The organism is Burkholderia sp. A2, assembly GCF_001729305.1.
Lineage (GTDB): Bacteria > Pseudomonadota > Gammaproteobacteria > Burkholderiales > Burkholderiaceae > Burkholderia > Burkholderia sola.
This window is the reverse complement of sequence record NZ_LZXX01000091.1, coordinates 207,861-233,532: the sequence shown is the minus strand read 5'-3', so window position 1 is coordinate 233,532 and position 25,672 is coordinate 207,861. Positions and strand designations below refer to the sequence as shown.

Annotated in this window: 26 protein-coding genes; 8 read left to right on the top strand and 18 right to left on the bottom strand. The window is 68.6% G+C overall.

Features of this window, described 5'->3' with window-relative positions; genetic code table 11:
• Positions 1-44: 44 nt before the first annotated feature.
• Together A9Z05_RS15390 and A9Z05_RS15385 are read right to left on the bottom strand one after the other, a co-directional pair.
• Positions 45-926 carry a sigma-70 family RNA polymerase sigma factor gene (locus tag A9Z05_RS15390; RefSeq protein ID WP_069618827.1) on the bottom strand — a complete coding sequence of 294 codons (882 nt, stop codon included), beginning with the start codon at positions 924-926 and terminating at the stop codon, positions 45-47.
• Positions 926-1,402, bottom strand: coding sequence for a carboxymuconolactone decarboxylase family protein (locus A9Z05_RS15385; protein WP_069618826.1), 477 nt, complete (start codon positions 1,400-1,402; stop codon positions 926-928). The genes A9Z05_RS15390 and A9Z05_RS15385 overlap by 1 nt, the downstream gene beginning before the upstream one ends.
• Positions 1,403-1,980: 578 nt before the next feature.
• On the opposite strand from A9Z05_RS15385, the gene egtB reads away from it, so the two are divergent.
• The 5 genes from egtB to A9Z05_RS15360 all read left to right on the top strand — a co-directional run bounded on the left by egtB (position 1,981) and on the right by A9Z05_RS15360 (position 5,657).
• Positions 1,981-3,204, top strand: a complete 1,224-nt coding sequence (gene egtB, locus A9Z05_RS15380; protein ID WP_069618825.1) for an ergothioneine biosynthesis protein EgtB — start codon at positions 1,981-1,983, stop codon at positions 3,202-3,204.
• A complete protein-coding gene (egtD, locus tag A9Z05_RS15375; protein WP_069618824.1) occupies positions 3,188-4,201 on the top strand; it encodes an L-histidine N(alpha)-methyltransferase in 1,014 nt (337 codons plus the stop codon). The genes egtB and egtD overlap by 17 nt, the downstream gene beginning before the upstream one ends.
• Before the next feature lie 291 nt (positions 4,202-4,492).
• The gene (locus A9Z05_RS15370; protein WP_069618823.1) at positions 4,493-4,798 is read left to right on the top strand and encodes a hypothetical protein; all 306 of its coding nucleotides are present in this window, start codon (positions 4,493-4,495) and stop codon (positions 4,796-4,798) included.
• 37 nt (positions 4,799-4,835) lie between these two features.
• A complete protein-coding gene (locus tag A9Z05_RS15365) occupies positions 4,836-5,090 on the top strand; it encodes a hypothetical protein (protein WP_069618822.1) in 255 nt (84 codons plus the stop codon).
• 198 nt (positions 5,091-5,288) lie between these two features.
• Complete coding sequence (locus tag A9Z05_RS15360) at positions 5,289-5,657, top strand: hypothetical protein (RefSeq protein ID WP_069618821.1); 369 nt, start codon at positions 5,289-5,291, stop codon at positions 5,655-5,657.
• Between the two features lie 266 nt (positions 5,658-5,923).
• Here the strand turns inward: A9Z05_RS15360 and A9Z05_RS15355 are convergent, their stop codons facing one another.
• The 11 genes from A9Z05_RS15355 to A9Z05_RS15305 form a co-directional block, all read right to left on the bottom strand.
• A complete protein-coding gene (locus tag A9Z05_RS15355; protein WP_069618820.1) occupies positions 5,924-8,950 on the bottom strand; it encodes a type III restriction-modification system endonuclease in 3,027 nt (1,008 codons plus the stop codon).
• A complete protein-coding gene (locus A9Z05_RS15350) occupies positions 8,950-10,968 on the bottom strand; it encodes a site-specific DNA-methyltransferase (protein ID WP_069618819.1) in 2,019 nt (672 codons plus the stop codon). The genes A9Z05_RS15355 and A9Z05_RS15350 overlap by 1 nt, the downstream gene beginning before the upstream one ends.
• Positions 10,969-11,301: 333 nt before the next feature.
• Entirely contained in the window at positions 11,302-12,084 is a 783-nt protein-coding gene (fliR, locus tag A9Z05_RS15345; RefSeq protein WP_069618818.1) for a flagellar biosynthetic protein FliR, read from the bottom strand.
• 23 nt (positions 12,085-12,107) lie between these two features.
• Complete coding sequence (gene fliQ, locus A9Z05_RS15340) at positions 12,108-12,380, bottom strand: flagellar biosynthesis protein FliQ (protein WP_006401718.1); 273 nt, start codon at positions 12,378-12,380, stop codon at positions 12,108-12,110.
• Between the two features lie 17 nt (positions 12,381-12,397).
• Complete coding sequence (fliP, locus tag A9Z05_RS15335; protein WP_069618817.1) at positions 12,398-13,159, bottom strand: flagellar type III secretion system pore protein FliP; 762 nt, start codon at positions 13,157-13,159, stop codon at positions 12,398-12,400.
• Positions 13,160-13,195: 36 nt separating this feature from the next.
• Complete coding sequence (gene fliO / locus A9Z05_RS15330) at positions 13,196-13,762, bottom strand: flagellar biosynthetic protein FliO (RefSeq protein WP_069618816.1); 567 nt, start codon at positions 13,760-13,762, stop codon at positions 13,196-13,198.
• On the bottom strand, positions 13,759-14,247 hold the full coding sequence (fliN, locus tag A9Z05_RS15325; RefSeq protein WP_069618815.1) for a flagellar motor switch protein FliN: 489 nt from the start codon (positions 14,245-14,247) through the stop codon (positions 13,759-13,761). The genes fliO and fliN overlap by 4 nt, the downstream gene beginning before the upstream one ends.
• Complete coding sequence (gene fliM, locus A9Z05_RS15320) at positions 14,240-15,238, bottom strand: flagellar motor switch protein FliM (RefSeq protein WP_069618814.1); 999 nt, start codon at positions 15,236-15,238, stop codon at positions 14,240-14,242. The genes fliN and fliM overlap by 8 nt, the downstream gene beginning before the upstream one ends.
• A gap of 22 nt (positions 15,239-15,260) precedes the next feature.
• Positions 15,261-15,761 (bottom strand): flagellar basal body-associated protein FliL, encoded by a 501-nt coding sequence (fliL, locus tag A9Z05_RS15315; protein ID WP_176730209.1) that lies wholly within the window; start codon positions 15,759-15,761, stop codon positions 15,261-15,263.
• 258 nt (positions 15,762-16,019) lie between these two features.
• Positions 16,020-16,742: an LrgB family protein gene (locus A9Z05_RS15310; RefSeq protein ID WP_069618812.1), complete on the bottom strand. Its 723-nt coding sequence runs from the start codon at positions 16,740-16,742 to the stop codon at positions 16,020-16,022.
• Positions 16,743-16,755: 13 nt separating this feature from the next.
• The gene (locus A9Z05_RS15305; RefSeq protein WP_069618811.1) at positions 16,756-17,229 is read right to left on the bottom strand and encodes a CidA/LrgA family protein; all 474 of its coding nucleotides are present in this window, start codon (positions 17,227-17,229) and stop codon (positions 16,756-16,758) included.
• A 142-nt stretch (positions 17,230-17,371) separates the two neighbouring features.
• Here A9Z05_RS15305 and A9Z05_RS15300 point away from each other — a divergent pair, with 142 nt between their 5' ends.
• Positions 17,372-18,298 carry a LysR family transcriptional regulator gene (locus tag A9Z05_RS15300; RefSeq protein WP_069618810.1) on the top strand — a complete coding sequence of 309 codons (927 nt, stop codon included), beginning with the start codon at positions 17,372-17,374 and terminating at the stop codon, positions 18,296-18,298.
• A 72-nt stretch (positions 18,299-18,370) separates the two neighbouring features.
• Here A9Z05_RS15300 and A9Z05_RS15295 read toward each other — a convergent pair whose 3' ends face one another.
• Both A9Z05_RS15295 and A9Z05_RS15290 read right to left on the bottom strand, forming a co-directional pair.
• The gene (locus A9Z05_RS15295; protein WP_006491289.1) at positions 18,371-19,933 is read right to left on the bottom strand and encodes a DHA2 family efflux MFS transporter permease subunit; all 1,563 of its coding nucleotides are present in this window, start codon (positions 19,931-19,933) and stop codon (positions 18,371-18,373) included.
• A gap of 178 nt (positions 19,934-20,111) precedes the next feature.
• Positions 20,112-20,600, bottom strand: coding sequence for a MarR family winged helix-turn-helix transcriptional regulator (locus A9Z05_RS15290; RefSeq protein ID WP_069618809.1), 489 nt, complete (start codon positions 20,598-20,600; stop codon positions 20,112-20,114).
• Between the two features lie 174 nt (positions 20,601-20,774).
• Between A9Z05_RS15290 and A9Z05_RS15285 the strand changes: the two genes are divergently transcribed.
• Entirely contained in the window at positions 20,775-21,071 is a 297-nt protein-coding gene (locus tag A9Z05_RS15285) for a multidrug ABC transporter ATPase (protein WP_084044274.1), read from the top strand.
• 281 nt (positions 21,072-21,352) lie between these two features.
• Complete coding sequence (locus A9Z05_RS15280; protein WP_069618807.1) at positions 21,353-22,924, top strand: efflux transporter outer membrane subunit; 1,572 nt, start codon at positions 21,353-21,355, stop codon at positions 22,922-22,924.
• A 25-nt stretch (positions 22,925-22,949) separates the two neighbouring features.
• Here the strand turns inward: A9Z05_RS15280 and A9Z05_RS15275 are convergent, their stop codons facing one another.
• From A9Z05_RS15275 to gspL, 3 genes are read right to left on the bottom strand one after another with little or no spacing between them, the layout of a single operon-like run.
• Positions 22,950-23,738 carry a type II secretion system protein N gene (locus A9Z05_RS15275; RefSeq protein WP_069618806.1) on the bottom strand — a complete coding sequence of 263 codons (789 nt, stop codon included), beginning with the start codon at positions 23,736-23,738 and terminating at the stop codon, positions 22,950-22,952.
• A 36-nt stretch (positions 23,739-23,774) separates the two neighbouring features.
• Positions 23,775-24,281 (bottom strand): type II secretion system protein GspM, encoded by a 507-nt coding sequence (gene gspM / locus A9Z05_RS15270; protein WP_069618845.1) that lies wholly within the window; start codon positions 24,279-24,281, stop codon positions 23,775-23,777.
• Positions 24,278-25,651: a type II secretion system protein GspL gene (gene gspL, locus A9Z05_RS15265; RefSeq protein ID WP_069618805.1), complete on the bottom strand. Its 1,374-nt coding sequence runs from the start codon at positions 25,649-25,651 to the stop codon at positions 24,278-24,280. Before gspL ends, gspM begins: the two co-directional genes overlap by 4 nt.
• Between the last annotated feature and the right edge of the window lie 21 nt (positions 25,652-25,672).

The following is a 25,672-nucleotide window of genomic DNA, read 5'->3' as shown; positions in this document are numbered from 1 at the left end:
CCGCCATGCATCCACATCGCATACGGCGCATGCTCGCGCCGCCCTCAATGCAGATGCTTCAATTTGTCAGGATTCCGCACGACATAGATCGCGACGATCTTCCCGTCGTCGATCTCGAGCGCAGTCGTCTGCAGCTCACCGTCGGCTTCCAGCGTGACGAAACCGGGCAACCCGTTGATGAACCCGGCCCGCACGAGCTTCGACACATGCGTGCCGAACAACTCGGCCAGGTATGCGTGCACCCGCATCACCAGCTCGAAGCCGAACACCGGCTTGCCGGCCGCCGTGCGCTTGCCGCCGCCGTCCGAATGCAGGCTCACGTCCTCGGCGAGCATCGCGCCGAGCGCGCGCATGTCGCCGCTGCGTGACGCCGCGAAGAACGCTTCGGCGAGTTCGATCCCGCGCTGCTTCTCGACATGAAAACGCGGTCGCGCCTCGCGCACGTGCGTGCGGGCCCGCGCGGCGAGCTGCCGGCATGCGGCCGGGTCGCGCTGGATCGTCGTGGCCACTTCGTCGAATTCGACGCCGAACACGTCGTGCAGCAGGAACGCCGCGCGTTCGAGCGGCGACAGCCGTTCGAGCGCGAGCAGCAGCGGCAGCGTGACATCGTCCTGTTCGTCTTCCTCGACGACCGGCTCGGGCAACCACGGGCCGATATAGGTTTCGCGCTGGTGTCGCGCGGACTTCAGTTGATCGACGCACATGCGCATCACCATGCGGCGCAGGAACGCCTCGGGCACGCGCACCTCGGTGCGGTCGACGTTCATCCAGCGGATGAACGCCTCCTGCACCATGTCCTCGGCATCCGCGACGGAGCCGAGCATCCGGTACGCGACGCGGATCAGCGTGCGACGCAGCGGATCGAAGCTCGCCGCCGCGTCGGCCCGTTCGTCGGCGCGGCCGCTGGCCGGGTCGAGGCTCGGCATCAAGCCACCATCTTCGCGGCGGCGGCCTTCGCGTCGGCCGGGTCGACCCATAGCCCGAAGCCGACGGCGAGCCGGTTCCAGCCGTTGATCACGTTGATCATCACCGTGAGTTTCACCTGTTCCTCTTCGCTGAAATGGTCGTTCAGCGCCGCATAGGCCGCTTCGTGCGCCGCGTGGCCCTCCGACAGCCGCGTGAGCGCCTCGGTCCAGCCCAGCGCCGCGCGCTCGCGGTCGGTGTAGCAGGGCGCTTCGCGCCACGCGGACAGCAGGTAGATGCGCTGCTCGGTCTCGCCTTGCTCGCGCGCCTCGACGGTGTGCATGTTAAGGCAGTTCGCGCACGCGTTGATCTGCGACGCGCGGATCTTGACCAGCTTGATCAGCGTCGGCTCGAGGCTCCCGGCCGCGGCCACCGACACGGTCATCCACTGCTTCATCAGCGTGGGAGCGGCGGCAAACGGATTGAGTTTCGCAGTCATGTTGCTTCTCCTTTCGTGTGGGTTCCGCCGATATGACGAGCGAGCACCCCGCGCGTGTGACATCGACGCAGAAAATTTTTTACGGCTGGAGAAGAAAGCGACGGCAAGCGAAGGACGGAGCCGTTGAGCGGCGCACCAAGAAGGTCGCGATATCGACTGACGAATCGGCCGCCTGACGCCGCTCCTGCGGCGCATGCGCGCCATCGACCTTTCACGCATGCCGAGCGGCTGTCACCGGACGTCAGTAGCGCGCGGCCGCGGGCACGCGTATTGCGTTTGTCGGCCAGCCCCGCTACGAAGGGCGCCGACGGTTCATTACTTACGCGTGCCGACGTCATGAATTCTTTCATTTTTCTTTCGTCTTCGTTTCATCCGAAATCCGATTCGCGACGTTCACATTTCTGGACCATACTGTTCTGCACGGGCAGATGAAGTGAAGCCGCATGAGCGGCCCGGCGCGCGCGCCGGCTGCCCGACGACGCAGCAGCAAATCGCCCGTCAGCCGCGCGCATCCCAGCGCAAGGCTTTCCCTTTTCCGGCAACGCAACGCAGCGAATCGCGACGTGAACGGTAAACCGATGAGCCTTCTTGCATCACAGCTTCAGCGCCGTTACCAGGACGTGCGCGCCCATAGCGTCGCGTTGACCGCGACGCTGTCCGCCGAAGACCAGGCCGTGCAGTCGATGCCCGACGCGAGTCCGACGAAATGGCATCTCGCGCATACGACCTGGTTCTTCGAAACCGTCGTGCTGATGCGCCGCGTGCCCGGCTACGCGCCGTTCGACGACGCGTTCCAGTTCCTCTTCAATTCCTATTACGAAGCGCTCGGCCCGCGCCATCCGCGGCCGCAGCGCGGGCTGCTTACACGTCCGTCGCTGGGCGACGTGCATGCGTACCGGCAATACGTCGACGACGCGATGCTGCGCACGCTGGCCGGCGCCGATGCGGCGCTGCTCGACGCGATCGCGCCCGAGCTCGTGCTCGGCCTGCATCACGAGCAGCAGCATCAGGAGCTGATCGTCACCGACATGCTGCATGCGTTCTCGTGCAACCCGTTGAAGCCGGCGTTCCGGCCGCATAACGCGACGGACGGCGACGCGCTCGCCGCGGGCGACGCCGGCCCGCTGCGCTGGCTGCCTCAACCCGGCGGCCTCGTCGAGATCGGCCACGACGGCGACGCGTTCTCGTTCGACAACGAACGGCCGCGCCACACCGCGCTCGTGCGGCCGTACGAGATCGCGAACCGCCTCGTGACGAATGCGGAATTCGCGGCGTTCGTCGCCGACGGCGGCTATACGCGCCCCGAGTTCTGGCTGTCCGACGGCTGGGCCACCGTGCAGCGGGAAGGGTGGCAAGGCCCCGCGTACTGGATGCCGGACGACGACGATGCGGCCGCCACGCGCGTGCGGCGCACGTTCGGCCTGCACGGCGTCGAACCGCTGGCGCCCGACGCACCGGTGTGTCACGTGAGCTTCTACGAGGCGGCCGCGTATGCGGAATGGGCCGGCGCGCGGCTGCCGACCGAATTCGAATGGGAAACCGCGTTTGCGGCCGACGGGATCCGGCAGATGCTCGGGCACGTGTGGCAGTGGACGCGTTCGTCCTACGAGCCGTATCCGGGCTTTCGGCCGCTGGCCGGGGTAGCCGCCGAATACAACGGCAAGTTCATGGTCGGCCAGCAGGTCCTGCGCGGCAGCAGCATCGCGACGCCGCCCGGGCACGAACGGCCGACGTACCGCAATTTCTTTCCGCCGGCGGCACGCTGGCAATTCACGGGGGTGCGACTTGCGCGAGACGTCTGACCTGACGGCCACGAGCGGTGGCCTGCAACCCGCCCGCGATTCGCGGCCGAGCGCGTTCGAGCGCGACCTGATCGACGGACTGTCGCGCACGCCGCGCAGCATCCCGCCGAAATACTTCTACGATGCGGCCGGCTCCGCGCTGTTCGACCGCATCTGCGAACTGCCCGAGTACTACCCGACACGCACCGAGCTCGGCATCCTGCGCGATCGCGCGGCCGAGATCGTGCGGCGCGTCGGCCCGCATGCGGACATCGTCGAATTCGGCGCCGGTTCGCTCGAAAAGATCCGCGTGCTGCTCGACGCGTTCGCGGACAATTACGCGAACGCGCCGGCGCGCTACGTGCCGGTCGACATCTCCGCCGATTACCTGCACGGCGCCGCCGCGCGGCTGCGTGCGGCCTATCCGTGGCTGGACGTCGCGCCGCTCGCGGCCGATTACACGAAGGCCGAGCAACTGGCCGAGCTGACCGAAACGCCGCGGCGACGCATCGGCTTCTTTCCCGGCTCGACGATCGGCAACTTCTCGCCGGAAGAGGCCGACACGTTCCTGCGTGACGCCGCACGGCTGCTGCGCGGCGGCGGCCTGCTGGTGGGTGTCGATCTCGTGAAGGACGAGCGCACGCTGCATCTCGCATACAACGACGCGCAGGGCGTGACCGCGCAGTTCAACCTGAACCTGCTGGTGCGCGCGAACGCGGAGCTCGGCGCGGATTTCGACGTCGACGCGTTCTCGCACTGCGCGTTCTACGACCGCGAGCGGCAGCGCATCGAGATGCATCTCGTCAGCGACGTCGCGCAGACCGTGCACGTGCGCGGCCACGCGTTCCGCTTCGAAGCCGGCGAGCGGATCCACACGGAGAACTCGCACAAGTTCACGATCGACGGCTTCCACGCGATGGCACGCCGCGCGGGGTTCGCACCCGATACCGTGTGGACCGACGCGGACAACCTGTTCAGCGTGCACTGGCTGCGCAGCGTCGACGATATCCGCGCGTAATGCGCACTGTTGCGAGCCGCCCGCGCCGCAGGGCGAGGGCGGTTCGCTCCCCGTGCACACCGGCGAGTTCGATCCGATCGCCGGTTTCGTGCCGAAAATTCCCTTTTACCGACCCTGTGCATCGCTGCAACGGTGTGTGGAACGTCGCCTTTCCCTTGCTCCATCAGGCTTTGCGGGCACCCGTAAACGTCCGTTACCTGTCTCGCATACCCGTTTCACCTGTGTCAGCGTCCGGTGCCTAGACTCCGAACCGTAGTCACATGACGCACGACACGTGCAGGGAGTCGCGAAATGAGCAAGAAACTTATTCTCGGTGCAGTTCTCGGTGTAGCGGCGCTGGCAGCCTCGGGCGTCGCGTCGGCCCACGTCGACCTGTCGGTCGGCATCGGCGTGCCGGGCGTCTACACGGCGCCGGCGCCCGTCTACGTGGCGCCGCCTCCGCCGGTGATGTACGCGCCGGTCGGCTATCGCGACTACGGTTGGCGCGGCGACGGCTGGCGTCAGCGCGAATGGCGCGAACGCGAATGGCGCCGCCATGAATGGCGCGAGCACGAGTGGCGCGATCGCGGTGGCTGGCGTGGCGGCCGCTGGGATTAAGCGGTCCATCTGATCGTCGCAAGAGGAGAGTGAAAACATGATGCCCGTGCGATACATCAGGCTGTGTGCCGCCGCCACTGTCGTTGCGCTCGCAACGATCGGCAGCGCGCACGCGGCGGGCTGCATGAAGGGCGCGGTGGCCGGCGGTGTGGCCGGCCACTATGCGGGGCACCACGCGGTGGTCGGCGCGGTCGGCGGCTGTATCGTGGGCCATCACATGGCAAAGAAGCACGCGCAAGAACAGGCCGCGCAGCACAAGGCCGCCGCGCAGGGCATGCAGCCGGCGCAGTAAGCGACCTCGTCACCGGGGCGATGCCGTGGCGTCGCTCCGGTGCTTCGTTCCCACCGTTCCTGCGTGCGCGTACACCGCGGATTGATCCGACGAATGCGTGGCGCGCGCGCGTCGTTACGATCATTTACAACGTCGTGCGGCGCGAATGTCGCGCCTTCATACAATGCAGTCACATCAACGCGCTCCGGGGAGTACAAGATGAAACAGCAACGATATCTGTCCGTCCTGACGGCCGCGCTGCTCGCGCTCGGCTCGGTGTCCGCCCATGCGGCGGCCGGCGGCAATGGCGGGGGCAACGGGGGCGGCCATGGCGCAGGAGGCTCGGGCGGCAACGCGGGCGGCATGTCCGCCGGCCACATGAGCGGTCAGGCGCTGAGCAACTCGAACGGCATGCACGCGGGCGACCGCGACAAAGGCCTCGCGCGCGCGGCCGACCGTTCCGACACGATCGCCGATCGCGCCGGCACGCAGCCGGGCCGTGGTCACACGCACGCGCATGGCCATACCGCGCATGCGTCGACGTCCACGCATCATTCGCATCGCAACGCATTCGGCCGCACGCTGTAAGCCCGGCCAGGGAATGCAGAAGAAGGGCGCTTCGGCGCCCTTCTTTCATGGAGAAAACGCAACGTGACGGGGCGGGTAAAAACATCGTGCCGACCCGATTTGCAACCAGCCGTAACCGCGGCGCCCGCCCGCGAGAATACGGATCGCTTTCACGCGGATGACAAGATGAGAACCGGCGGGAGCAACAGGCGCTGCCGGCACTCGGCACGATCGATAAAGGCCGAGCCACGCCGATAAAAATGGGCGGCTCGTCGCCGCCCTTCGTCTTACCGCCCGGCGCCCGCCAGCGGCGCCGCAGGTTCGAACAACGCATCGGGCTGCCTGACCCGCACGAAGCGCGCCGCGCCGTCGCCGTCGACCAGCGCACGGAAATGCGCTTCGCCGCACGCGAGCTTCGCGCGCTGGTGCTCGCTCGGCACGTGGCCGTCGGCATTCGGCGTATCGACGACGAAGTACAGCCGCTCGCCGCCGTCCTGTTCCGCGAGCACGGCCCAGTCCGGGTGATAGCTGCCGAGCGGCGTCTGCACGCGGAACCACGCCGGCAGCTTCGCGTACAGCTTCACGCCGTCGTGCGCTTCGAGTGCATCGGCGAATGCGCGCTCCGCGTCCGTCTCGCACACGACCGCCTCGTGGATCGACTTGCGCGCATCGAGCCGCAGGTTGCGCAGGTAGCCGGTCAGCGCTTCGCTCTCGAACGATTCGAGCGCATGCACGTGGCGCTCGCCGAGCTTGCGGTACGCGATGCCCGCGACGAGCGCGAGCCGCTTGCAGCGGTTGATCGCGTCGGCCGCGACCGCGATGAACTGCTGCGGATTCACGCGGAAATCGTCGAGCCGGCCGCTGTCGGCGAGGATCGTCGCAAGCGAACGGCGCGTGAGCTGCGTGCGGTCCTGCAGCTCGGTGAGCAGGTCGGGCAGCGGCAATTCGCCTTCGTCGAGCAGCACCGTGCCGGCGCCGGCCACCTCGATCGCCTCGATGCCGGCCTTGCCGATGTCGATCTCGGCCTTGCGCCACTGCAGCCGTGCACGCGCGATGTCCGGCGCGTCGCGCAGCGCGGCCGTGCAGTCGCGCACCAGCTTCGCGTTGTCGAACTCGACGCGGTACACGGTGCGGTGGCGGATGCGATCCCACAGCGCGCGAAACTCCTCGCCGAACACGACCGCCTTGCCCGACGCATCGCGCCGCAATGCGATCGCGCGGCGCTCGTCGGCGTTGCGCACCGCGAAGCGGCCCGACAGCTTGCGTAATGTCGCGACGATCGGCGCGCGCAGCCGCTCGAACGCATCCGGCAGCACGAGCGCGCTCTGGCGCAGCGCGTCCTTCAGCCGGTCGAGCACCTTGCCCTGCGCGTCGACGTAGCCCTGCTCATGCAGATGGTTCCACAGCACGCGCGACAGCTCGATGCCGAGCGCATGCGCGGGGCCGTCGTCTTCCTGCACCGGCAGCGCCGCGAACTGGTGTTCCTCGACGATCCCGAAACGGATGCCCGTATCGGCCTCGATTTCCTTCTGCAGGTTTTCCGCGAACGACTCGTAGCGCTCGGTTGCGATCACGGTCAGCGTGTTCACGCCCGGGTCGCGCACGCGTTCGCCGTCCTGGTCGACCGCGAGGCGCAGCCCGCGGCCGAGCGTCTGGCGGCGCTCGCGCTCGGTCTGGATGTCGCGCAGCGTGCAGATCTGGAACACGTTCGGGTTGTCCCAGCCTTCCTTCAGCGCCGAGTGCGAGAAGATGAACTTCAGCGGCGTGTCGAACGACAGCAGCGCTTCCTTCTCGCGCATGATCAGGCCGTACGCGCGCTCCGCGTTCTCGCGGGCCGCCGCGCTGCTTTCGCTCGTGTCGGTCCAGCCGCCCTTGCGGTCGATCGAGAAGTAGCCGTTGTGTGCGCGCTCGACTTCCTTGGCGACGTCCACGCCGTCGAACAGCGCACGGTAGGCCGGCACGCGCGCCGCGCGCGCATATTCCTCTTCGAAGATCAGCGCGTAGTCGCCCTTTACCGGCACGCCGTTCTCGTCGTAGCGGCGATAGCGTTCGACCGAATCGACGAAGAACAGCGACAGCACCTTCACGCCGCGCTCCGCGAGGCGCAATTCCTTGTCGAGATGCTCGCGGATCGTGCGGCGGATCATCTCGCGCTGCACGGCGAGCGTGTCGATGTCGCCGAACGCCTCGCCGAGCGACAGGAACGCCTCGCCTTCCGGATGGCGCAGCTCGACGTATTCGGCGCCCTTGACCGCGTGCACTTCGCCGATCCGCAGCCCCGCGTACAGCGCGCGTTTCGTCAGCCGCTCGAGATCGTCGCCGTCGGTGGCCGACACGATCTGGCGCTTCACGCCGGCCGCCGTCGCGACGTCGAGCTCGACGCGCGCACTGATCGCGCCGCGCCGGTTCGACACGCCGACGAGCCGCACGTACGGCTTGTTGTGCGCATCCTCGACGATCGCCGACGCGATCTCGATCTGCTTGACGAGCTTGCGCTCGTACGCGTCGACCGCGTCGAGCCGGTACACCATGTGGTGCCGGTCGACGTGCGTGGCCGAATAGCGCAGCGTGCAGAGCGGCGCCATCGCGGCGAGCGCTTCGCGCCCGCGCCCTTCGAGCCCGCCGTCGACGCTCTGCGGTTCGTCGACGATCACGATCGGCCGCGTCGCGCGGATCAGGTCGATCGGCTTCTCGCCGCCGGTCTTCTCGCTGTCCTTGTAGAGATTGTTGATCTCTTTCTTGTTGATCGCGGCAACCGTCATCACCATGATCTGGATCGCCGCGCTCGCCGCGAAGTGGCGCACCTGGCCGAGCTTCGCGGAGTCGTACAGGAAGTAGTCGTACGGCACGCCCGCGTACAGCGCGCGGAAATGATCCTCGGTGATCGACAGCGTCTTGTGCACGCCTTCCTTGATCGCGATCGACGGCACGACGATCACGAATTTCGTGAAGCCGTAGCGGCGGTTCAGCTCGAAGATCGTGCGCAGGTACACGTAGGTCTTGCCGGTGCCTGTCTCCATCTCGACGGTGAAGTCGCGCGAGCCGGGCAGGCCGGACGGCGGCAGCCCGCCGCGCAACTGCACGTCGGCGAGATTGCGCGCGAGCGCGTCGTCGGTCAGCGACAGCCGGTTGCCGACGCCTTGCTCCGACACCGCGAAGCCGAGCGAACCTTGCGCGGCGGCCGTCGTGCCGGGCGCGGCGTTCGCGAGTACGCTGAAGTCGCCGCGATACGATTCCTGGCCGCGAAACAGGTCGCAAACGGCGTCGATCGCCTCGCGCTGGTAGTCGAGATCCGCTTCGAAATGCAGCCGCATCACAGGCTCCGCACGCGCTTCACGCCGTGCTGTTCGAGCAGCGCGGCGAGATTGAGCTTCGCGACGTCGTCGACGAAGCCGCTGTCGCGGAACAGGCACGTGACGTCGCGCGACGCGCCGGTCGCATCCAGCAGGTCGACGATGCCGTCGGCGAGCGGGCCCGCGTCGTCGCGCGAGATGCGCGCATCGAAGCACGCGACGATCGCGCGGCCGATCAGGTGCACCGTCTTGCCGCCCACCTGGTGATGCTCGACCGGCGTGCACAGGTCGAGGCCGAGCTTGAGCGTCAGCTCGGCGAGCAGGTCGTCCTCGGTGCGGCCGGTCTTCACGTGTTCGACGGACGCGAACAGCGCATGGTCGAAATCGTCGCGGCGCGGGTCCCACTCGATCACGTTGGTCGTGTCGAGCCGGTACACGCGAAAACCGAGGTCGCCATAGCTTTCCGGATAGTCGCGCGCGACCTGCTGCGCGGCGCGGCGCAGGCGTTCCTTCGTGATTTCGGCGAGCGTCAGCGGCTTCTTCAGCTTCGCGCAGAAATCGGCGGCTGCCGTCTGCGTCTTGTCGCGGCGATCGAGCGCCTCGGGCAACTGCACGAGGATATAGCGGCGCGCGCCGCCGTCGGTCGCGTTCACCTGCATCACCGCGTGGCCGGTCGAGCCGGAGCCGGCGAAGCAGTCGAGCACGATGTCGTCGCCGCGCGTGCACCAGCCGATCACGGCCGCCGCGAAGTCGACCGGCTTCGGCAGGTCGAACGGGATGCCGAGCGTCTTCAGCAGCGCATCGTCGGAGCCGGCGAACGGCAGCACGGACGGCACGTTCTCGTACATGTTCTCGTCGAGGTAGTAGATCCGCTGCGGCTGCGTGGTTTCATCCGGGCCGAATTCGATCTGGCCGCGCTCGAGCAGCGCCTGCATCGTCGCGGGCGGGTTGCGCCAGCCGCGCGCCGGCATCGCGCACGGCTTGCCGGTGACCGGGTGGATCAGCGGCGTGAAATATTCGTCCGGCGCCTTCTTCTTGTTCGGCCACGCCATCGACACGAGGCGGTACACGCGGCCTTCCGCCGACAGCCGGTCGTACATCACCTCGCCGCCGGACAGGTTGGTCTGCGCCTTCATCCACGCGCGGTACGCCTTTTGCGCGTCCTTCGGGTTGCCGCTGCGGTACACCGCGTCGTGCGCGGCGTCGAGCATGCGCTGCGCGTTGCGCTTCGGGCGCTTGAGCGGCGCGCGTTCGAGCAGCGTCTCGGCGTTGCGCGCGAACAGCACCAGCGATTCGTGCTGGTACGCGACGCCGCGCGCGTCGCCCTTCGGGTTGCGCTTGTCCCACACGGCCACGCCGAGCTCGTTTTCCTCGCCGAAGATCTCGCGCAGCATCAGGACCAGCGCATGCACTTCGTGCTCGTCGATGTGCACCGCGATCAGCCCCTCGTCGGACAGCAGCGCGTGCGCGAGCTTCAGGCGCGGGTACATCATGTTCAGCCAGTCGGTGTGGAACCGGCCGTTCGCCTCGGTGTTGGTGCTGCGCTTCACGCCGGCTTCGGTCTGGCCCGTCATCGCCAGGTAGTGGCGGATGCTGTCGCTGAAGTCGTCCGGATAGACGAAATCGCTGCCGGTGTTGTACGGCGGGTCGATGTAGACGAGCTTCACCTTGCCGGCGTAGCTCTTGTGCAGCAGTTTCATCACGTCGAGGTTGTCGCCCTCGATCATCAGATGGCGCGTGTCGTCCCACGCGACGCTGTCGTCGGGGCAGGGCCGCAGCGTGCCCGTCGACGGCGTGAGCGCGGCCTGGCGCGCGGCGCGCTTGCCGTGCCAGTGAAAGCCGTAGCGCTCGTCGGCGTCGCCGACCGTGCGTTCGCCGACCAGCGCCTTCAGCACGTCGACGTCGACCGACGCGCCGTGCGGGCCTTCGGTCACGAGTTCGGGGAACAGCGCCTTCAGGCGCGCGACGTTGTCGGCGGTGAAATCCGTCGACATCGCCTGCGGGCTGGCCGCATCGAGTTTCTGCATCGTCTTTTCCATCGGAGCCCGGCCGCGCGCGCCAGGACGTCGGGCGCGCTCACGGCACCGGCGGCAATGGCCGCCCGGGCAAACCCGAAACGCTAGCGAGTCGGTCGGCGCAGGTCAAGCGCCGATGTGGGACGAACGCGCGCGCATCGGCCGCGATCGCCCGCCGGACGGGCTGGAAGCGGATTCGGGCCGGTTGTCGCATGGGGCGGGCGCGCCGCGGCTGCGGAAAGGACGAAAAAAAGGGCACGGTCGGAATCAAATGCCGGGGTGCCCGCAGGGCGAATCGCGGAAGGAAAGTGCGGCCCGCATGAGGCAGAAGAAGATCTATGGGCGTCGGCAGGGCGCCTACCGCCACCCGATCAACACCCGCCCCATCGCATCGAGCCCCATGTCGAACAGATGCGACACGAACGGCACGAGGTTCGGGATCATCAGTTGCACGAGCAGCAACCCGACGATCAGCGTGACGGGAAAGCCGATCTGGTACATGCCGATCTGCGGCGCCGCGCGGTTCAGGATGCCAAGCGCGAGGTTCGCGATCAGCAGCGCCACGACCACCGGCAGCGACAGCAGCAGCCCCATCTCGAACACGGTCGCGCCGAACGCGGCAAGCGTGCGCCAGCCCGGTGCGTGCAGCAGGTCGCCCGACACCGGCAGCGACTGGAACGACGCGGCGAGCGCCGCGAATACCTGCAGGTGGCCGTCCACGGCGAGGAACGCGAGCATCGCGACCGCGTTCAGGAACCGACCCATCGCGGGTGTCGCGCCATTCGAATGCGGATCGAAGAAGGTCGCGAAGCCGAGCCCCATCGACAGCCCGATGAAGTCGCCGGCCGCTTCGACGGCCGCGAATACGAGCTGCATCGTGAAACCCATCGCGACGCCGATCAGGAACTGCGTGACGAGGATCCAGATACCCTGCGCGGAAAACACGGTGACGTCCGGCATCGCCCCGAGCGTCGGCGCGACGACCAGCGCCATGAACGCGGCGACGCCGATCTTCACGCGCACCGGCACCGCCGCGTGGCCGACCATGGGCGCCGTCGCGACGAGCGCGAGCATCCGCACGAACGGCCACAGGAACGCCGTGAGCCAGCCGTTGAGCTGCGCGTAGGTGACCGAGAACATCGCCGCGGGGCGGTGCGCGCCGCTCAGCCGGCGCCGAGCGTCGCGACGTGCAGCAGCGTCTGCCGCAGGTAGTCGAGCATCGTCGTCAGCATCCACGGGCCGGCGATCACGAGCGTCGCGGCGACCGCGAGCAGCTTCGGGATGAACGACAGCGTCGCTTCGTTGATCTGCGTCGCGGCCTGGAACAGGCTCACGACGAGGCCGACCGCGAGCGCGACCAGCAGCAGCGGGGCCGCGAGCAGCAGGCCGACCATCATCGCCTGGTGCGCCAGCGTCATCACTTGTTCGGGCGTCATCGCGCGTGTTCCTCCGCTTAACTGAAGCTCTGCGCGAGCGAGCCGATCAGCAGTTGCCAGCCGTCGACGAGCACGAACAGCATCAGCTTGAACGGCAGCGACACGGTGGACGGCGACACCATCATCATCCCCATCGACATCAGCACGCTCGCGACGACCATGTCGATGATCAGGAACGGGATGAACACCGTGAAACCGATCTGGAAGCCGGTCTTCAGCTCGCTCGTGACGAACGCGGGCACCAGCAGCGACAGCGGCACGTCCTCGGGGCCCTGCATCGGCGCGGCCTTCGAGATCTTCGCGAACAGCGCGAGATCGGTCTCGCGGGTCTGCTTCAGCATGAAGGTCTTGAACGGCGCGACGCCGCGCTGCACGGCCTGCTCCATCGGCATCGAGCCGTCGGAGAAGGGCTTGTAGCCGTCGTTGTACGCACGGTCGAGCACCGGCGACATCACGAAGAAGGTGAGGAACATCGCGAGCCCGACGAGCACCTGGTTCGGCGGCGTCGTCGCGGTGCCGAGCGCCTGGCGCAGCAGCGACAGCACGATGATGATGCGCGTGAAGCTCGTCATCATCAGCAGCATCGCCGGCAGGAACGACAGCATCGTGAGCAGCAGCATCGTCTGCACGCTCAGCGAATAGGTGGTGCCGCCGTGCGGGCCCGGGCTCGCGTTGAACGCGGGCAGGCCGTTCGCCTGCGCGCAGGCAAGCGCGGGCGCGAGACAGAGGATCAGCACGGGCGCGACGCGCGCCGCGTGACGCAGGAATGCGTGTTTCATCGGAATGCGGAGACTGAAAGAGGGCGCGACGCCATGTCAGCGGTCCTTGCCGCGACCGAGGCGTTTCGCGGCTTCGCCCGCGAGCGCGTCGCGAAAACGCGAGCCGAACGTGCCGGGCAGGGCGCCGTCGGACGGATTGCCGCCGGCGGGTGCGTCGGTCGAGGTCGACTCCGCGGTCGCCACCGAACCGGCCGGCAGCGTATGCAGCAGGCGCACGTTGCCCGGCGCGACGCCGAGCACGAGCCAGGTGTCGCCGATCTCGACGATCGTCGCGCTTTCCTTCGCGCCGAGCCCGACGCTCGACACGACCTTCAGCGGGCCGCCGCGTCGCGCGGGCTGAAAGCCGAAGCGGCGCGCGAGCCATGCGCACGCGAACACGAGGCCGATCACGACCGCGAGCCCGACGAGCGTCTGCAGCACCGCGCCGATGCCGAGCGACGGCACGGCCGAGCCGACCGTCACGCTCGACGCGATCGAACCGGCGTGGTTCACCGCGTTCATGTCGGCGGCGCCGGCCGGCGTGCACGCGAGCGATGCGGCGACGGCAAGCGCCGCCGCTGCGATCGCGCGACACACGCGCCGGCCGGGCTTCACGACGTTCATCGATTCAGCTTCCGGATGCGTTCGGCGGGCGTGATGATGTCGGTGAGGCGAATACCGAACTTGTCGTTGACGACCACGACTTCGCCCTGCGCGATCAGGCAGCCGTTCACGAGCACGTCCATCGGCTCGCCGGCCATGCCGTCGAGCTCGACGACCGACCCCTGCGCGAGCTGCAGCAGGTTGCGGATCGCGATCTTCGTGCGGCCGAGCTCCACGGTCATCTTGACCGGGATGTCGAGGATCATCTCGATGTCGTTGTGCGTCGAGCTCGCCGCGGCCTTCGACAGCGGCTGGAACACGCCGGCGCCCGTCGCACCCGCCGGCACCGGCTGCTGATTCTGCTCGGCGAGCGCGGCCGCCCAGTCGTCGAGGCCCTGCTCTTCGTCGGCCGCGGCCGGCGCCTTCGCGTCGGCGGCCGACGCCGCGAGGGCCGCATCGGCCATCGCCTGCATGTCGTCGTCGGGCGTCTGGTTCAGCTCACTCATATCCACCTTCCTTCATCGAATCGCTCGCGCCGATCATCTTCTGCACGCGCAACGCATATTGACCATTGAAAATTCCGTAGCCGCATTCCATCACCGGCACGCCGTCGACCTTCGCGGTGATCGTGTCCTCGATCTCGAGCGGCAGCACGTCGCCCGCGCGCAGGTTCAGGATCTTCTCGAACGTCGACGAGATCTCGGCGAGATTCGCGGTCAGCTCGACCTCGGCGGCCTGCACCTGCTGCGACAGCACGCGCACCCAGCGGCGGTCGACCTCGAGCGCCTCTCCCTGGATCGGCGAGCTGAGCACGTCGCGGATCGGCTCGACCATCGAGTACGGCATGCAGATGTGCAGCGTGCCGCCCGTCGGCCCGAACTCGATCGAGAACTGCGTAACGATCACGATCTCGTTCGGCGTCGCGACGTTCGCGAACTGCGTGTGCATCTCCGAGCGCACGAATTCGAACTGCAGCGGCCGCACGCTCTTCCACGCGGTCGTGTAGTGCTCGAACACGAGGTTCAGCAGCTTGCCGATGATCCGCTGCTCGGTGGCCGTGAAATCGCGGCCCTCGACGCGCGTGTGGAAGCGCCCGTCGCCGCCGAACAGGTTGTCGACGACGAAGAACACGAGGTTCGGGTCGAACACGAACAGCGACGTGCCGCGCAGCGGCTTCACGTGCACCAGGTTCAGGTTCGTCGGGATCGGCAGGTTGCGGGTGAATTCGCTGTACTTCTGCACCTTCACCTGGCTGACGGAGATTTCCGCCGTGCGCCGCATGAAGTTGAAGATGCCGATCCGCAGCAGGCGCGCGAAGCGGTCGTTGATGATCTCGAGGCCGGGCATCCGGCCGCGGACGATCCGCTCCTGCGTCGCGATGTTGTAGGGGCGGACGCCCGATGTGTCGCGCTGCTCGTCGACCGCATCGGTTTCGCCCGTGACGCCCTTGAGGAGGGCATCGACCTCCTCCTGGGACATGAACTCCTGGTGACCCATACGCGCTCCTTTCGCGGCCGCGTTACTGGACGACGAATTCGGTGAACAGCACCTCGTCGACCTTCGCGCGCTGGTTGCCCGGCTGGGTCGGCTGCTCGATCAGCGCGCGCAGCTCCTTCGCGAGCGAACGTTTGCCGTCCGGCGTCGCGAGCTCCTCGGGATGCTTGTTCGACAGCGCGAGCAGGATCCGGCTGCGGATTTCCGGCATCCGCGCGGTCAGCTGCTCCTGCGCCTTCGGATCGGTGAGCTTCAGCGACAGGCCGACGCGCAGGTAGTGCTGCGCGCCGTCGTCGGACTGCAGGTTCACGGTCAGCGGGTCGAGCGCGAAGAACACCGGCGCGGCAAGCGGCGCCGGCTCGGCGGGTGCGCTCGCATGGCCGACGCCTGCCTTGCTCAGGAACACGTACATGCCGCCGGCGGCGGCGGCGGCCGCGCCCAGCGCGATGACGGCGATGAGCGCGATGCGCTTGAACTTGCCGGAGGAAGCCGGCTTGTCGGCGGTCGGGGTTGCAGTCGTGGCCATGTGAATGCGTGCGTGATGTCTCGTAGCATGCATTGTTCGGCATCCGGGCCGAGGCCGATGGGCGGAAAAGAGGGGGGATTTGCGGCTATCTCAGCCGATTGTCGGCCGGGCGTCGGCCAGATGTCGGCGCGATGCGGGGCAGGAACGGCGGGGGAAAACGATCAGGCGGGAGCGGGGCGGAGTACGGCCGGCGGGAACCGGGCCTTCAGGCAAGCAGCGCGGCGGGGGGGCCAGCGGCGCCCGCCCGCGCATCCATCGTCAGATCGGCAGCAGCGACAGCAGCGGCGCGATCAGCACCATCGCGACGCCCGCGATCATCATCGTCAGGCTCGACACGACGCCTTCCTCGCTGCCGATCTCGCGCGCCTTCGCGGTGCCCACGCCGTGGGCGGCCGCGCCGAACAGCGCGCCGCGCGCGAGCCGCGTGCGCATCGGCACGAGTGCAAGCACCAGTTCGCCGAGCAGCATCCCGCAGATGCCGGTCGCGATCACGAACAGGGCCGTGAGGTCCTTCGGCGCGTGGATCTTGTCCGACACGGCGAGCGCGAACGGCGTCGACACCGAGCGCGTCATCAGCGAGCGCTGCAGCTCGGGCGACAGGTGCAGCAGCTTCGCGAGCAGCAGCGATCCGCACACGCCCGCGCCGATCCCGACCGCAACGCCGACCGACAGCGACAGCCAGTGGCGGCGGATCAGGTCGCGATAGTCGTAGATCGGCACCGCGAACGCGATCGTCGCCGGGCCGAGCAGCCACATCAGCCAGCGCGTGTCGCGGAAGTAGACCGAATACGGGATGCCGGTCAGCAGCACGAGCAGCACCAGCACGCCCGGCACGAACACGAGCGGCGAGAACAGCAGCGTCTTCTTGTACGCATAGAGCCGCTTCGACGCGAAATACAGCACGATCGTCAGCACGAAGCAGCCGACGGAGATCGCGGTATTCACGCGGTCGGCGGGCAGGTTCGCTAGTGCGGCGAGCATGAGCGGCTCCGGCTCAGTGCGCGACGGCGCTCAGGCGCGCGCGGCGGCGCTCGGCGAATACGCGCTGCGCGGCGAGCCGGCGTTCGAGCTTCGCGGCGAGATCGACCGCGACGGCCACCGCGACCATCACGAACGCGGTGCCGGCGAGCATCACCAGCGCGATGCGCCAGCCGTCCTCGCGGAACAGCCCGCCGTACTGCACGGCCGCGACGGCGGCCGGCACGAAGAACAGCAGCATGTCGGACAGCAGCCAGTTCGCGCCGTCCTTCACCCACGCCGGTGCGACGCGGCCCGAGAACAGCAGCACGAGCAGCACCGCGAGGCCGATCACGCCGGACGGAATCGGCAGCCCGACCTTGCGCACGGCCCAGTCGACCGCCATCCACAGCACGCCGAGCGCGGCGGCCTGCAGCACGATCCGGCCCGTGTGCGCGAGGCTGCCCGAAGCGGCAGGGCGGGCGGCGGCAGTGGCGGACGGCTTGTTCATGGCGGGACTCCCTACAGATGTTTCTGTCGATGGCGTCAGTATAGGGTTTCCCCTAACCATAAATAAAATGACTTGTCTCTATCCTTGTCATTCCAATTCGGAATTCGCTTGAATTCAGCTGCACCAATCTGGGGAGTGATCGATGGAATTGCGCGCGCTGCGGTACTTCGTCGAGGTGGTTCGCCAGCAGAGCTTCACCGCGGCGGCCGACAAGCTGTTCGTCACGCAGCCGACCATCAGCAAGATGGTGAAGGCGCTGGAAGACGAGATCGGTTCGCCGCTGCTGCTGCGCGACGGCCGGCAGATGGTGCTGACCGACGCCGGGCGGATCGTGTTCCAGCGCGGCCAGGACGTGCTCGCCGCGCAGGCGCAGTTGCAATCGGAGCTGAACGATCTCGGCACGCTCGGACGCGGCGAGCTGACGATCGGCATCCCGCCGCTCGGCGGTTCGCTGTTCACGCCGATCATCGCCGCGTACAAGCAGCGCTACCCGAACATCGAGCTGAAGCTGTTCGAGCAGGGCGCGCGGATGATCGAGGCCGCGCTGACGTCGGGCGAGCTGGAACTCGGCGGGCTGCTGGAGCCGGTCGATCCCGGCACGTTCGAGCGGCTGCCGATGGTGCGCGCGCCGCTGTGGCTCGTCGCGCCGCGCGAGTCGCGCTGGGAGGACCATGCGGCCGTGCCGCTCGCCGATCTCGCGCGCGAATCGTTCGTGTTCTATGCGGAAAGCCTCGCGCTGCACGACGCGGTGCTCGATGCATGCCGGCAGGCCGGTTTTACGCCGTCGATCGTAAGCCGCAGCGGCCACTGGGATTTCATGGCCGCGCTCGTGCATGCGGGCGTCGGCATCGCGCTGCTGCCGGAGCCGTATTGCCGGCGGCTCGACGCGGGCCAGTTCACGTGCCGGCCGATCGTCGAGCCCGAAATCACGTGGGCGATCGCGCTCGGCTGGCTGAAGAAGGGCTACCTGTCGCACGCGGCGCGCGCGTGGCTCGACGTCGCGCGGGCGACGCTGCCGCTCGCGCCGGGCGACGATCTGGCGTTCGGGGGATTGCGGGCGAGGGGGTGAAGGCCGGGCCGCCGGGCGATGAAGCGAACGGTGAAACGAAAAGGGCGGCCGTGATGGCCGCCCGTCGGATCATCAATGCCCCATCGCCGGCCCAGCTCCCTTCTTCGGCTTCGTGATCCACACGAGCGCCGCGAGCGCGATGAACACGCCCGCCGACAGGTGGAAGAAGTCGTTCGTCGCCATCATGAAACCCTGCTGCGTGACGAGCTGGTTGAGTTGCGCATTGGCCGTCTGCCCGACGATGCCGAGCTGCGCGAGCGCGCCCTGGTAGTCGGTCGTGTTCTGCGCGTAGACGCTCACCGATTCCGACAGCCGCGCATGATGGTAGATCGCGTCGTTCTCCCAGAACGTCGAGCTGGCCGCGGTGCCGATCGCGCCGGACAGCGTGCGCAGGAAGTTCGACAGCCCCGACGCGCTCGCGAGCCGCTCGTCGGAGATGCTCGACAGCGTGATCGTCGTCATCGGCACGAAGAAGCACGCGACGCCGATGCCCTGCACGAGCCGCGGCAGGATCACGTGGTTGAACGGCACGTCGAGCGTAAACGTCGCGTTCCACAGCGACACGCCCGCGAACACGATGAACGCGAAGCTCGCGACCATCCGCAGGTCGAGCCGGTGCATGTTGCGGCCGATCAGCGGCGACAGCACGAGCGCGAGCAGCCCGACCGGCGCGGTCGCGAGGCCGGCCTTGCCGGCCGTGTAGCCCATCACCGTCTGCAACCACAGCGGGAAGATCACGACCGAGCCGAAGAACGCCATGAAGCCGAACGAGATGATCAGCGCGCCGAGCGCGAAGTTGCGGTCCTTGAAGAGCGACAGGTCGACCACCGGCTCCTTCTCGGTCGCCTCCCACACGAGCATGAACGCGAGCGACACGACCGCGATCAGCGCGAGCGCGACGATGAACGACGAGTTGAACCAGTCGCGGTCCTTGCCGAGGTCGAGCATCATCTGCAGGCACGACACGCCGATCACGAGCAGCGCGAGGCCGATCGCGTCGATCCGCTGCTTCGACGTCTTCGTTTCGCGGCCGCGCAGCAGGAAGTACGCGCAGGTCGCCGAGAACACGCCGATCGGCAAATTGATGTAGAAGATCCACGGCCACGTGTAGTTGTCGCTGATCCAGCCGCCCAACAACGGGCCGAAGATCGGCGCGACGATCACCGTCATCGCCCATAGCCCGAGCGCGAGCCCGCGTTTCGCCGGCGGGTAGCTGCGCATCAGGATCGTCTGCGACAGCGGCACCATCGGCCCCGACACGAGGCCTTGCAGCAGCCGGAACGCGATCAGCGTCTCGAAGTTGGTCGCGAGGCCGCACAGCGCCGACGCGATCGTGAACGCGAGCACCGACAGCGTGAACAGCCGCACCTCGCCGACCCGCCGCGCGAGCCAGCCGGTCAACGGCACCGCGATCGCGGACGCGACCGAGTACGACGAAATCACCCATGTGCCTTCGCTCGTCGCGACGCCGAGGCTGCCCGAGATGGTCGGCACCGCGACGTTCGCGATCGACGTGTCGAGCACTTCCATGAAGGTGCCGAGCGCGAGCCCGACGGTCAGCAGCGCGAGCGCGCCGCCGGTCAGCGGCGCCGGTTCGGCGGCGGGGGAGGGGGCGGATGCCGTGGTGGCGGACATCGGAATCTCCTAGACGCGGCGCGCGGGACGCGCCGGCACAACGCACGGGCGCGCGACGCAGCGCGGCCCGGCCGGGTGGAATGAAAAAGGGGAAAAGCGGAGCACGTGCCCTGTCATCTTCTGCCCAGACAGATAAATAAGCGATTGTTTAAATCCGGACATGGAGGCTCCGTACGCATCAGCAGCCGGGTTCGTCGGGCGTCGGGCAGCCGGTCGAACCGGGCCCGTTGGCGATGAAGCGCTGCAGCAGGCCGATGAGCGTCGCCAGTTCGTCGGCCGAGAAGCCTTCGAGCTGCGCGTTCAGCACGGTCGCGACCAGCGACGGCAGCGCGCGGGCGGCTTCGATGCCGCGCTCGGTCAGCGTCAGCTCGATCATCCGGCGGTCCTGCTCGCTGCGCGCACGTGCGATCAACCCCTTGCGTTCGAGTCGGTCGAGCATGCGCGTCATCGACCCGCTGTCGTACGACATCTTGCGCGACAGTTCGAACGGCGTGCGCGCGTAGCCGCGCGACAGCAGCAGGATCACGCCGATCTGCTGCGCGGTGAGGTCGAGCGGCTCGAGCGCACGATCCATCCGCTCGACGAGCGCCTGCTTCGCCTTCGACAGGTAATAGCCGAGGCTCGTTTCCAGCGCGATGTTGTCGGGATCGTAGAGGCCGCCGGTCATGCGATTGCGCGCGCAGCAATAGTGCGTTTCGGGTTTGAACGCGCCCAGTATCTTGAAAAATGATTGCTTAGTCAATATTATTTAGGTCAACCAGTTACGACGTGCATGTTGCACTGCCGGAGACTATGTTCTGACCGATTGGCCCGCGCTGCCGGGCACCCGAGGATGTTCGCGATGCTGTTCCTGAAAAATGCCGCCGGTGCGCTGCGCCGCAACCTGACCGATACCGCTCATCATGTGTTTTCCGGGCCGCACCGCGGCTGGAAGATCGCGCTGTACGTGACGATGCTGGTCGTGCCTGGCGGCTCGCTCGCGGCGCTCGGGTTCGCATGGTTCGATCATCGCCGGCAGCGCAACGCGAAGGGCGGCGCCCGCCGCACGAGCCAGTCGGCCCCGTCCGTGACGGAGCCGTCGACATGGCGGGCCGCCGCCGAGTCCGTCCCGGTGCCGGTGCCCGTGCGCTGCCACTGACGCCGCACCGCTGCCGCTTTCCCGAACGTCCCGCCTGAGCGCCGGCCGCGTCACGCGTGGCGGGCGTCGCGCGCCCGCTCGCACGTCCGTTTTCCCGCAAGCCGGCCGTAATGGCCGGTAAACCGGCCAGCTGCGCCGGTAACACATCCGGGCCGCCGCGCACCGTACCCTTAGGGCTGCGCAGCTTTCCCGCCGTCAGTTACCATTTGTCCGCCAGCGGCATGACGACCGCATCGCGCGGCGCCGCTCGCCGGCCGTCACGCCCAGACAGGAAAACCACCATGCCGTACGCCCCCCTCCCGCGCGCCGTTCGCCCGCTGAGCGCCGCCGTCGCCATTGCGACGGCCGTGCTGCTCGCCGGCTGCGCCGTCGGGCCCGACTATCACCGGCCCGACACGTCGATTCCCGCCGCCTTCAAGGAAGCGCCGGCCGGCTGGAAAGTCGCGCAGCCCGCCGATCGCGCCGACCGCGGCGCGTGGTGGACGGTCTACAACGATCCGCAGCTCGATGCGCTGATCGGCAAGCTCAACGCGTCGAACCAGACCATCGCGCAATCGGCGGCCGCCTACCGGCAGGCGCGCGCGCTCGTCACCGAGGCGCGTGCCGCGTATTTCCCGACCGTCGGGCTGACCGCATCGGGCTCGCGCGCGCGGTCGCCGCGCACGTCGCTGTCGTCGGGCGCGTCGTCGAGCTTCGGCAGCGGGTCGACCGGGTCGATCAACAACAGCTACAGCGTCGGCCTCGACGCCAGCTGGGAACCCGACCTGTGGGGCAAGGTGAGCCGCACCGTCAGCGCGCAGCGCGCCGGCGAAGCGGCCGCGGCGGCCGATCTCGCGAACGCGCGGCTGTCGCAGCAGGCACTGCTCGCGCAGACCTATTTCCAGTTGCGCACGTCCGATGCGCTGCAAAAGCTGCTCGACGACACCGTGAAATCGTACGAACGCTCGCTGCAGCTCACGCAGAACCAGTACGCGCAGGGCGTCGCCGCGCGCGCGGACGTGATCCAGGCGCAGACGCAGCTGCAGAGCGCGCAGGCCGCGCAGATCGACAACGGCGTCGCCCGCGCGCAGTACGAGCATGCGATCGCGACGCTGATCGGCGAGCCTGCGTCGACCTTCTCGCTGCCGCCGAACCCGCTCGCGGCCGAGCCGCCGATCACGCCGGTCGACGTACCGTCCGCAATCCTCGAGCGCCGGCCCGACATCGCGGCGGCCGAGCGCCGGGCGGCGGCCGCGAACGAGCAGATCGGCGTCGCGATCGCCGCGTTTTTCCCCACGCTGACGCTGTCGGCCACCGGCGGCTTCCAGAGCTCGGTGTGGTCGCAGCTGTTCACGCTGCCGGCACGGTTCTGGACGGTCGGCCCGCAACTCGCGGCCACGCTGTTCGACGCGGGGCTGCGCGCCGCGCAGACCGACGCCGCGCGCGCGACCTACGACCAGGACGTCGCCGCCTATCGCCTCGCGGTGCTCACCGCGTTCCAGGACGTCGAGGACAACCTCGCGTCGCAGCGGATCCTCGCGCAGGAAATCGACGTGCAGCGGCAGGCCGTCGACAGCGCCGAGCACGCGCTCGCGATCGTCACGAACCAGTACAAGGCGGGCACGGTCGCGTACCTGAACGTGCTGACCGCGCAAACCACCGCGTTTACCGCGCAGCAGAAGCTCGCGACGATCGCCGGGCAGCGGATGGTGTCGTCGGTCGGGCTCGTGAAGGCGCTCGGCGGCGGCTGGAACGTGTCGGAGATGGCGCGCGAGAACGGCGACATGGCGGCGCCGGCGCCTGTGCCGGCGTCCGGTGCGGCCGCGCCCGCGGCCACCGCGCCGTCGGTCGCTGCGCCGCTCGCGCAGAAGTAGGAAGGAAAGCGGGCGACGCGCGTAATCAGCGCTGCGCGTCGCCGAAGATCAGCGAAACCTGGTTGTTGCCGATCGGGTGGCCGAGCAGGTTCAGCAGCCCGGCGAGGTTCGCCTGCTGCTCCGGCGCCGCATGCGCGGTCCCGCGGAACGCCCCCTGGCCGGGGCCGAAGCTGCCGTGCCCGTCGAGGAACAGCGGGCCCTGCGTCGTCGACAGGTCGAGATCGGCGCCCGCGCCCTTCGCCTGCAATACCGCGCGGTACGAACCGAGCGGCTTCACGCGCGACACGCGCGAACTCATCGAATCGATCGTCACCGTCAGCTGGCCGAACGCGTTGTTGCCGATGAGCCGCCAGTCGCTCCAGCGGAGCCGCACGTCGCCCTGCAGGTCGAGCGTGTTGAACGGCGTACCGAGCCCCGTGAGCAGCGACGCGGGTACGGCCATCGTCCCCGCCGACAGCACCGCGCCGCGCCACGTCGCGTCGAGCGTGACCGCATCGGGCATCGCTTCCGTCTGCCGCATGTGCATCTGCACGCGCCCGGTCAGCAGTGGCCAGAAGCGCGTGGTCCATTCGACCCGGCCCGGCAGCAGCGTCGCCGCGCTCTGGTCGGCGCCAGGCGCGAGCATCAGCGTGCCCGAGCCGTGCCACAGCGACCCGTCCGGATCGACGAGATTCACGTGGCCGCCGGTCGCGCGCGCGAACTGCGGCGCGATCCACGCGGCCGGCGCGAGCGCGACGAGCGTCACCGCCGTCGCCACGCCGCCCGCCAGCACCCACGGCAACACGGTGACGAGCCGTCTCACCCATGGCCGCATCGGCCGGCCTTCGTTTGCGTCATCCACTGCGGTCATCTATTTCTGGACGGACGGTTGCATCACGGCCGTCAGATCCACCTGACCGTCTTCCTTCAGGGCCGTGGCATGCGCTTCGCCGACCTGCACCTTGAACTGCCGGCGCGCATCGTCGAGCCACTGGGTCCATGCCGGGAACGACACGTTCTTCATCTGGACCTGCACGCCGTTGCCGACGATCTGCACCTGCGCGCCCTGCAGCCCGTGATCGGACAGCGATGCAGTGAGCGCATCCTTCAGCGCGAGGCCGGTCGGCGCGACACCCTGCGCGGCGGCCGACAGCGATTTCGCCTCGTTCGCCTGCGCGGTCATCTGCGCGAGTTCGTGACGCATCGTCGGCAGCTCGCGCTGGATTCGCGCACGGCCTTCCTGCGCGGGCGACCACAGCACCGAATACGCAATCGCGACCGCCAGCACGGCGCCGCCCCAGCCGAGCAGCATTTTCTCGCGCGGCGAGCGCTCGCCCCAGAACTGGGCCAGCGTCTGGTTCAGTTGTTCGGTTTTCATGAGCGGCTCCGGATCGTCCATTTGCCCGTGTTGCTGTCGACTTCGCCGGACAGTCCGTTACGCGCGAGGCGCTGCGTGAAATCGGGATCGACCTTGACCTCCGGCTTGAAGCCGACGTCGAGCCGCCGGTCGTGATAGTCGAGCGACGCGATGCCGTTCAGCGGCAGCGCCCCCATCGAGCGCGCCAGGCCGCTCGACAGCGCGAGGAAATCGTTCGGCGACAGTTCGCCGGCCGCGAGGCGCAGCTGGTCGAGCTGGCGCTGCATCTGCGCGGGCGGGTCGAGCACGGTGGTCGTCTTCGGGAACGCAGACAGCAGCGTCTCGGTAATCTGCGCGGACAGCGCATCGCGCTCGCGCGACAGCTTCCACCAGTGCACGTTCATCCCGATCACAGCGACGCCGAGCGTCGCCGCGGCGAGCGCGATCGGCACGCGCAGGCGCTTGAGCGTCGCGCGGTCGAAGCGCCACGGCTGCGACTCGAATTCGAACTGGCACAGATCGAACTTCTCGGCGAGCGCCCGGCGCGCGAACGTATCGAACGACAGCGGTGCGGCGCCCGGCAGCAGCGGCGCGTCGGTGCGGCCGACCGACGCGAGCCGCGGCTCCGCGCCCGGCTCGCCGAGTTCGTACAGTTCGACGTCGCCGCCGCCCGCGAGCGCGGCCAGCGTGCCGGCCGCGCGCGACGCGGGCGCCGCGAAACCTTCGCCAAGCGCGCCGCGCGCGACCGCCAGCTCGAGGCGCCGCGCACCGGCCGCGGCCGGCAATGCGCCGGCTTCGACGAGCACCGGTTCGACCGCCGTCGCGAGTCCGAGCACCGCGGCGACCGTCGCCGGGCGGGCAGCCGGCTCGGTGACGTCCGCGACGAGCGCGGCGGCGTCGGTCGCCTCGCCGTCGGCCGGCACGGTGGATGCGGCCTCGGCCGACCCACGCGGCGCCGGCAGGCAGCGGGTCGCGGGGACCGCGCTCAGGTGCCGGTGGCCGGCCGCGGTAAACGCGTCGCAGATCGCGCGGAACCACGCGCGATCGACGACGGCCAGCACGCGGCGCCCGTCGGGCAGCGGGGCCGGGTCGAGCGCGATGTGGCAGCCGAGCGGATCCTGGATCAGCTGATCCTCGACGATGTTGGGCAGCGCCTGGCGCAGCTTCGGCCCCTTCAGCGGCGGCACGGTCGCGGCCAGCAGCAGCACGTCGCGCGCGGCGACGATCAGCACCGTCGCGTTCGCGCGCGGCAGCAGCGCGAGCGCGGCGCGGCCCGCGCGCTGCACGTGGCCGGCCTTGTCGACGAGCGTGAACGGCAGCTCGGGCCACTGCCATTCCTGCAACGGCACGGCAGGCTCGCGCGGCGGCAAAGAAACAATCAACGTGCTCACAAGAGCTCCTCTCCCGATTGG

Coding starts and splice junctions, on each gene's coding strand:
- A9Z05_RS15390 (WP_069618827.1), bottom strand. CDS start 926: ATGCCGAGCCTCGACCCGGCCAGCGGCCGCGCCGACGAACGGGCCGAC.
- A9Z05_RS15385 (WP_069618826.1), bottom strand. CDS start 1,402: ATGACTGCGAAACTCAATCCGTTTGCCGCCGCTCCCACGCTGATGAAG.
- egtB (WP_069618825.1), top strand. CDS start 1,981: ATGAGCCTTCTTGCATCACAGCTTCAGCGCCGTTACCAGGACGTGCGC.
- A9Z05_RS15370 (WP_069618823.1), top strand. CDS start 4,493: ATGAGCAAGAAACTTATTCTCGGTGCAGTTCTCGGTGTAGCGGCGCTG.
- A9Z05_RS15365 (WP_069618822.1), top strand. CDS start 4,836: ATGATGCCCGTGCGATACATCAGGCTGTGTGCCGCCGCCACTGTCGTT.
- A9Z05_RS15360 (WP_069618821.1), top strand. CDS start 5,289: ATGAAACAGCAACGATATCTGTCCGTCCTGACGGCCGCGCTGCTCGCG.
- A9Z05_RS15355 (WP_069618820.1), bottom strand. CDS start 8,950: ATGCGGCTGCATTTCGAAGCGGATCTCGACTACCAGCGCGAGGCGATC.
- A9Z05_RS15350 (WP_069618819.1), bottom strand. CDS start 10,968: ATGGAAAAGACGATGCAGAAACTCGATGCGGCCAGCCCGCAGGCGATG.
- fliR (WP_069618818.1), bottom strand. CDS start 12,084: ATGTTCTCGGTCACCTACGCGCAGCTCAACGGCTGGCTCACGGCGTTC.
- fliQ (WP_006401718.1), bottom strand. CDS start 12,380: ATGACGCCCGAACAAGTGATGACGCTGGCGCACCAGGCGATGATGGTC.
- fliP (WP_069618817.1), bottom strand. CDS start 13,159: ATGAAACACGCATTCCTGCGTCACGCGGCGCGCGTCGCGCCCGTGCTG.
- fliO (WP_069618816.1), bottom strand. CDS start 13,762: ATGAACGTCGTGAAGCCCGGCCGGCGCGTGTGTCGCGCGATCGCAGCG.
- fliN (WP_069618815.1), bottom strand. CDS start 14,247: ATGAGTGAGCTGAACCAGACGCCCGACGACGACATGCAGGCGATGGCC.
- fliM (WP_069618814.1), bottom strand. CDS start 15,238: ATGGGTCACCAGGAGTTCATGTCCCAGGAGGAGGTCGATGCCCTCCTC.
- fliL (WP_176730209.1), bottom strand. CDS start 15,761: ATGGCCACGACTGCAACCCCGACCGCCGACAAGCCGGCTTCCTCCGGC.
- A9Z05_RS15310 (WP_069618812.1), bottom strand. CDS start 16,742: ATGCTCGCCGCACTAGCGAACCTGCCCGCCGACCGCGTGAATACCGCG.
- A9Z05_RS15305 (WP_069618811.1), bottom strand. CDS start 17,229: ATGAACAAGCCGTCCGCCACTGCCGCCGCCCGCCCTGCCGCTTCGGGC.
- A9Z05_RS15300 (WP_069618810.1), top strand. CDS start 17,372: ATGGAATTGCGCGCGCTGCGGTACTTCGTCGAGGTGGTTCGCCAGCAG.
- A9Z05_RS15295 (WP_006491289.1), bottom strand. CDS start 19,933: ATGTCCGCCACCACGGCATCCGCCCCCTCCCCCGCCGCCGAACCGGCG.
- A9Z05_RS15290 (WP_069618809.1), bottom strand. CDS start 20,600: ATGACCGGCGGCCTCTACGATCCCGACAACATCGCGCTGGAAACGAGC.
- A9Z05_RS15285 (WP_084044274.1), top strand. CDS start 20,775: ATGCTGTTCCTGAAAAATGCCGCCGGTGCGCTGCGCCGCAACCTGACC.
- A9Z05_RS15280 (WP_069618807.1), top strand. CDS start 21,353: ATGCCGTACGCCCCCCTCCCGCGCGCCGTTCGCCCGCTGAGCGCCGCC.
- A9Z05_RS15275 (WP_069618806.1), bottom strand. CDS start 23,738: ATGCGGCCATGGGTGAGACGGCTCGTCACCGTGTTGCCGTGGGTGCTG.
- gspM (WP_069618845.1), bottom strand. CDS start 24,281: ATGAAAACCGAACAACTGAACCAGACGCTGGCCCAGTTCTGGGGCGAG.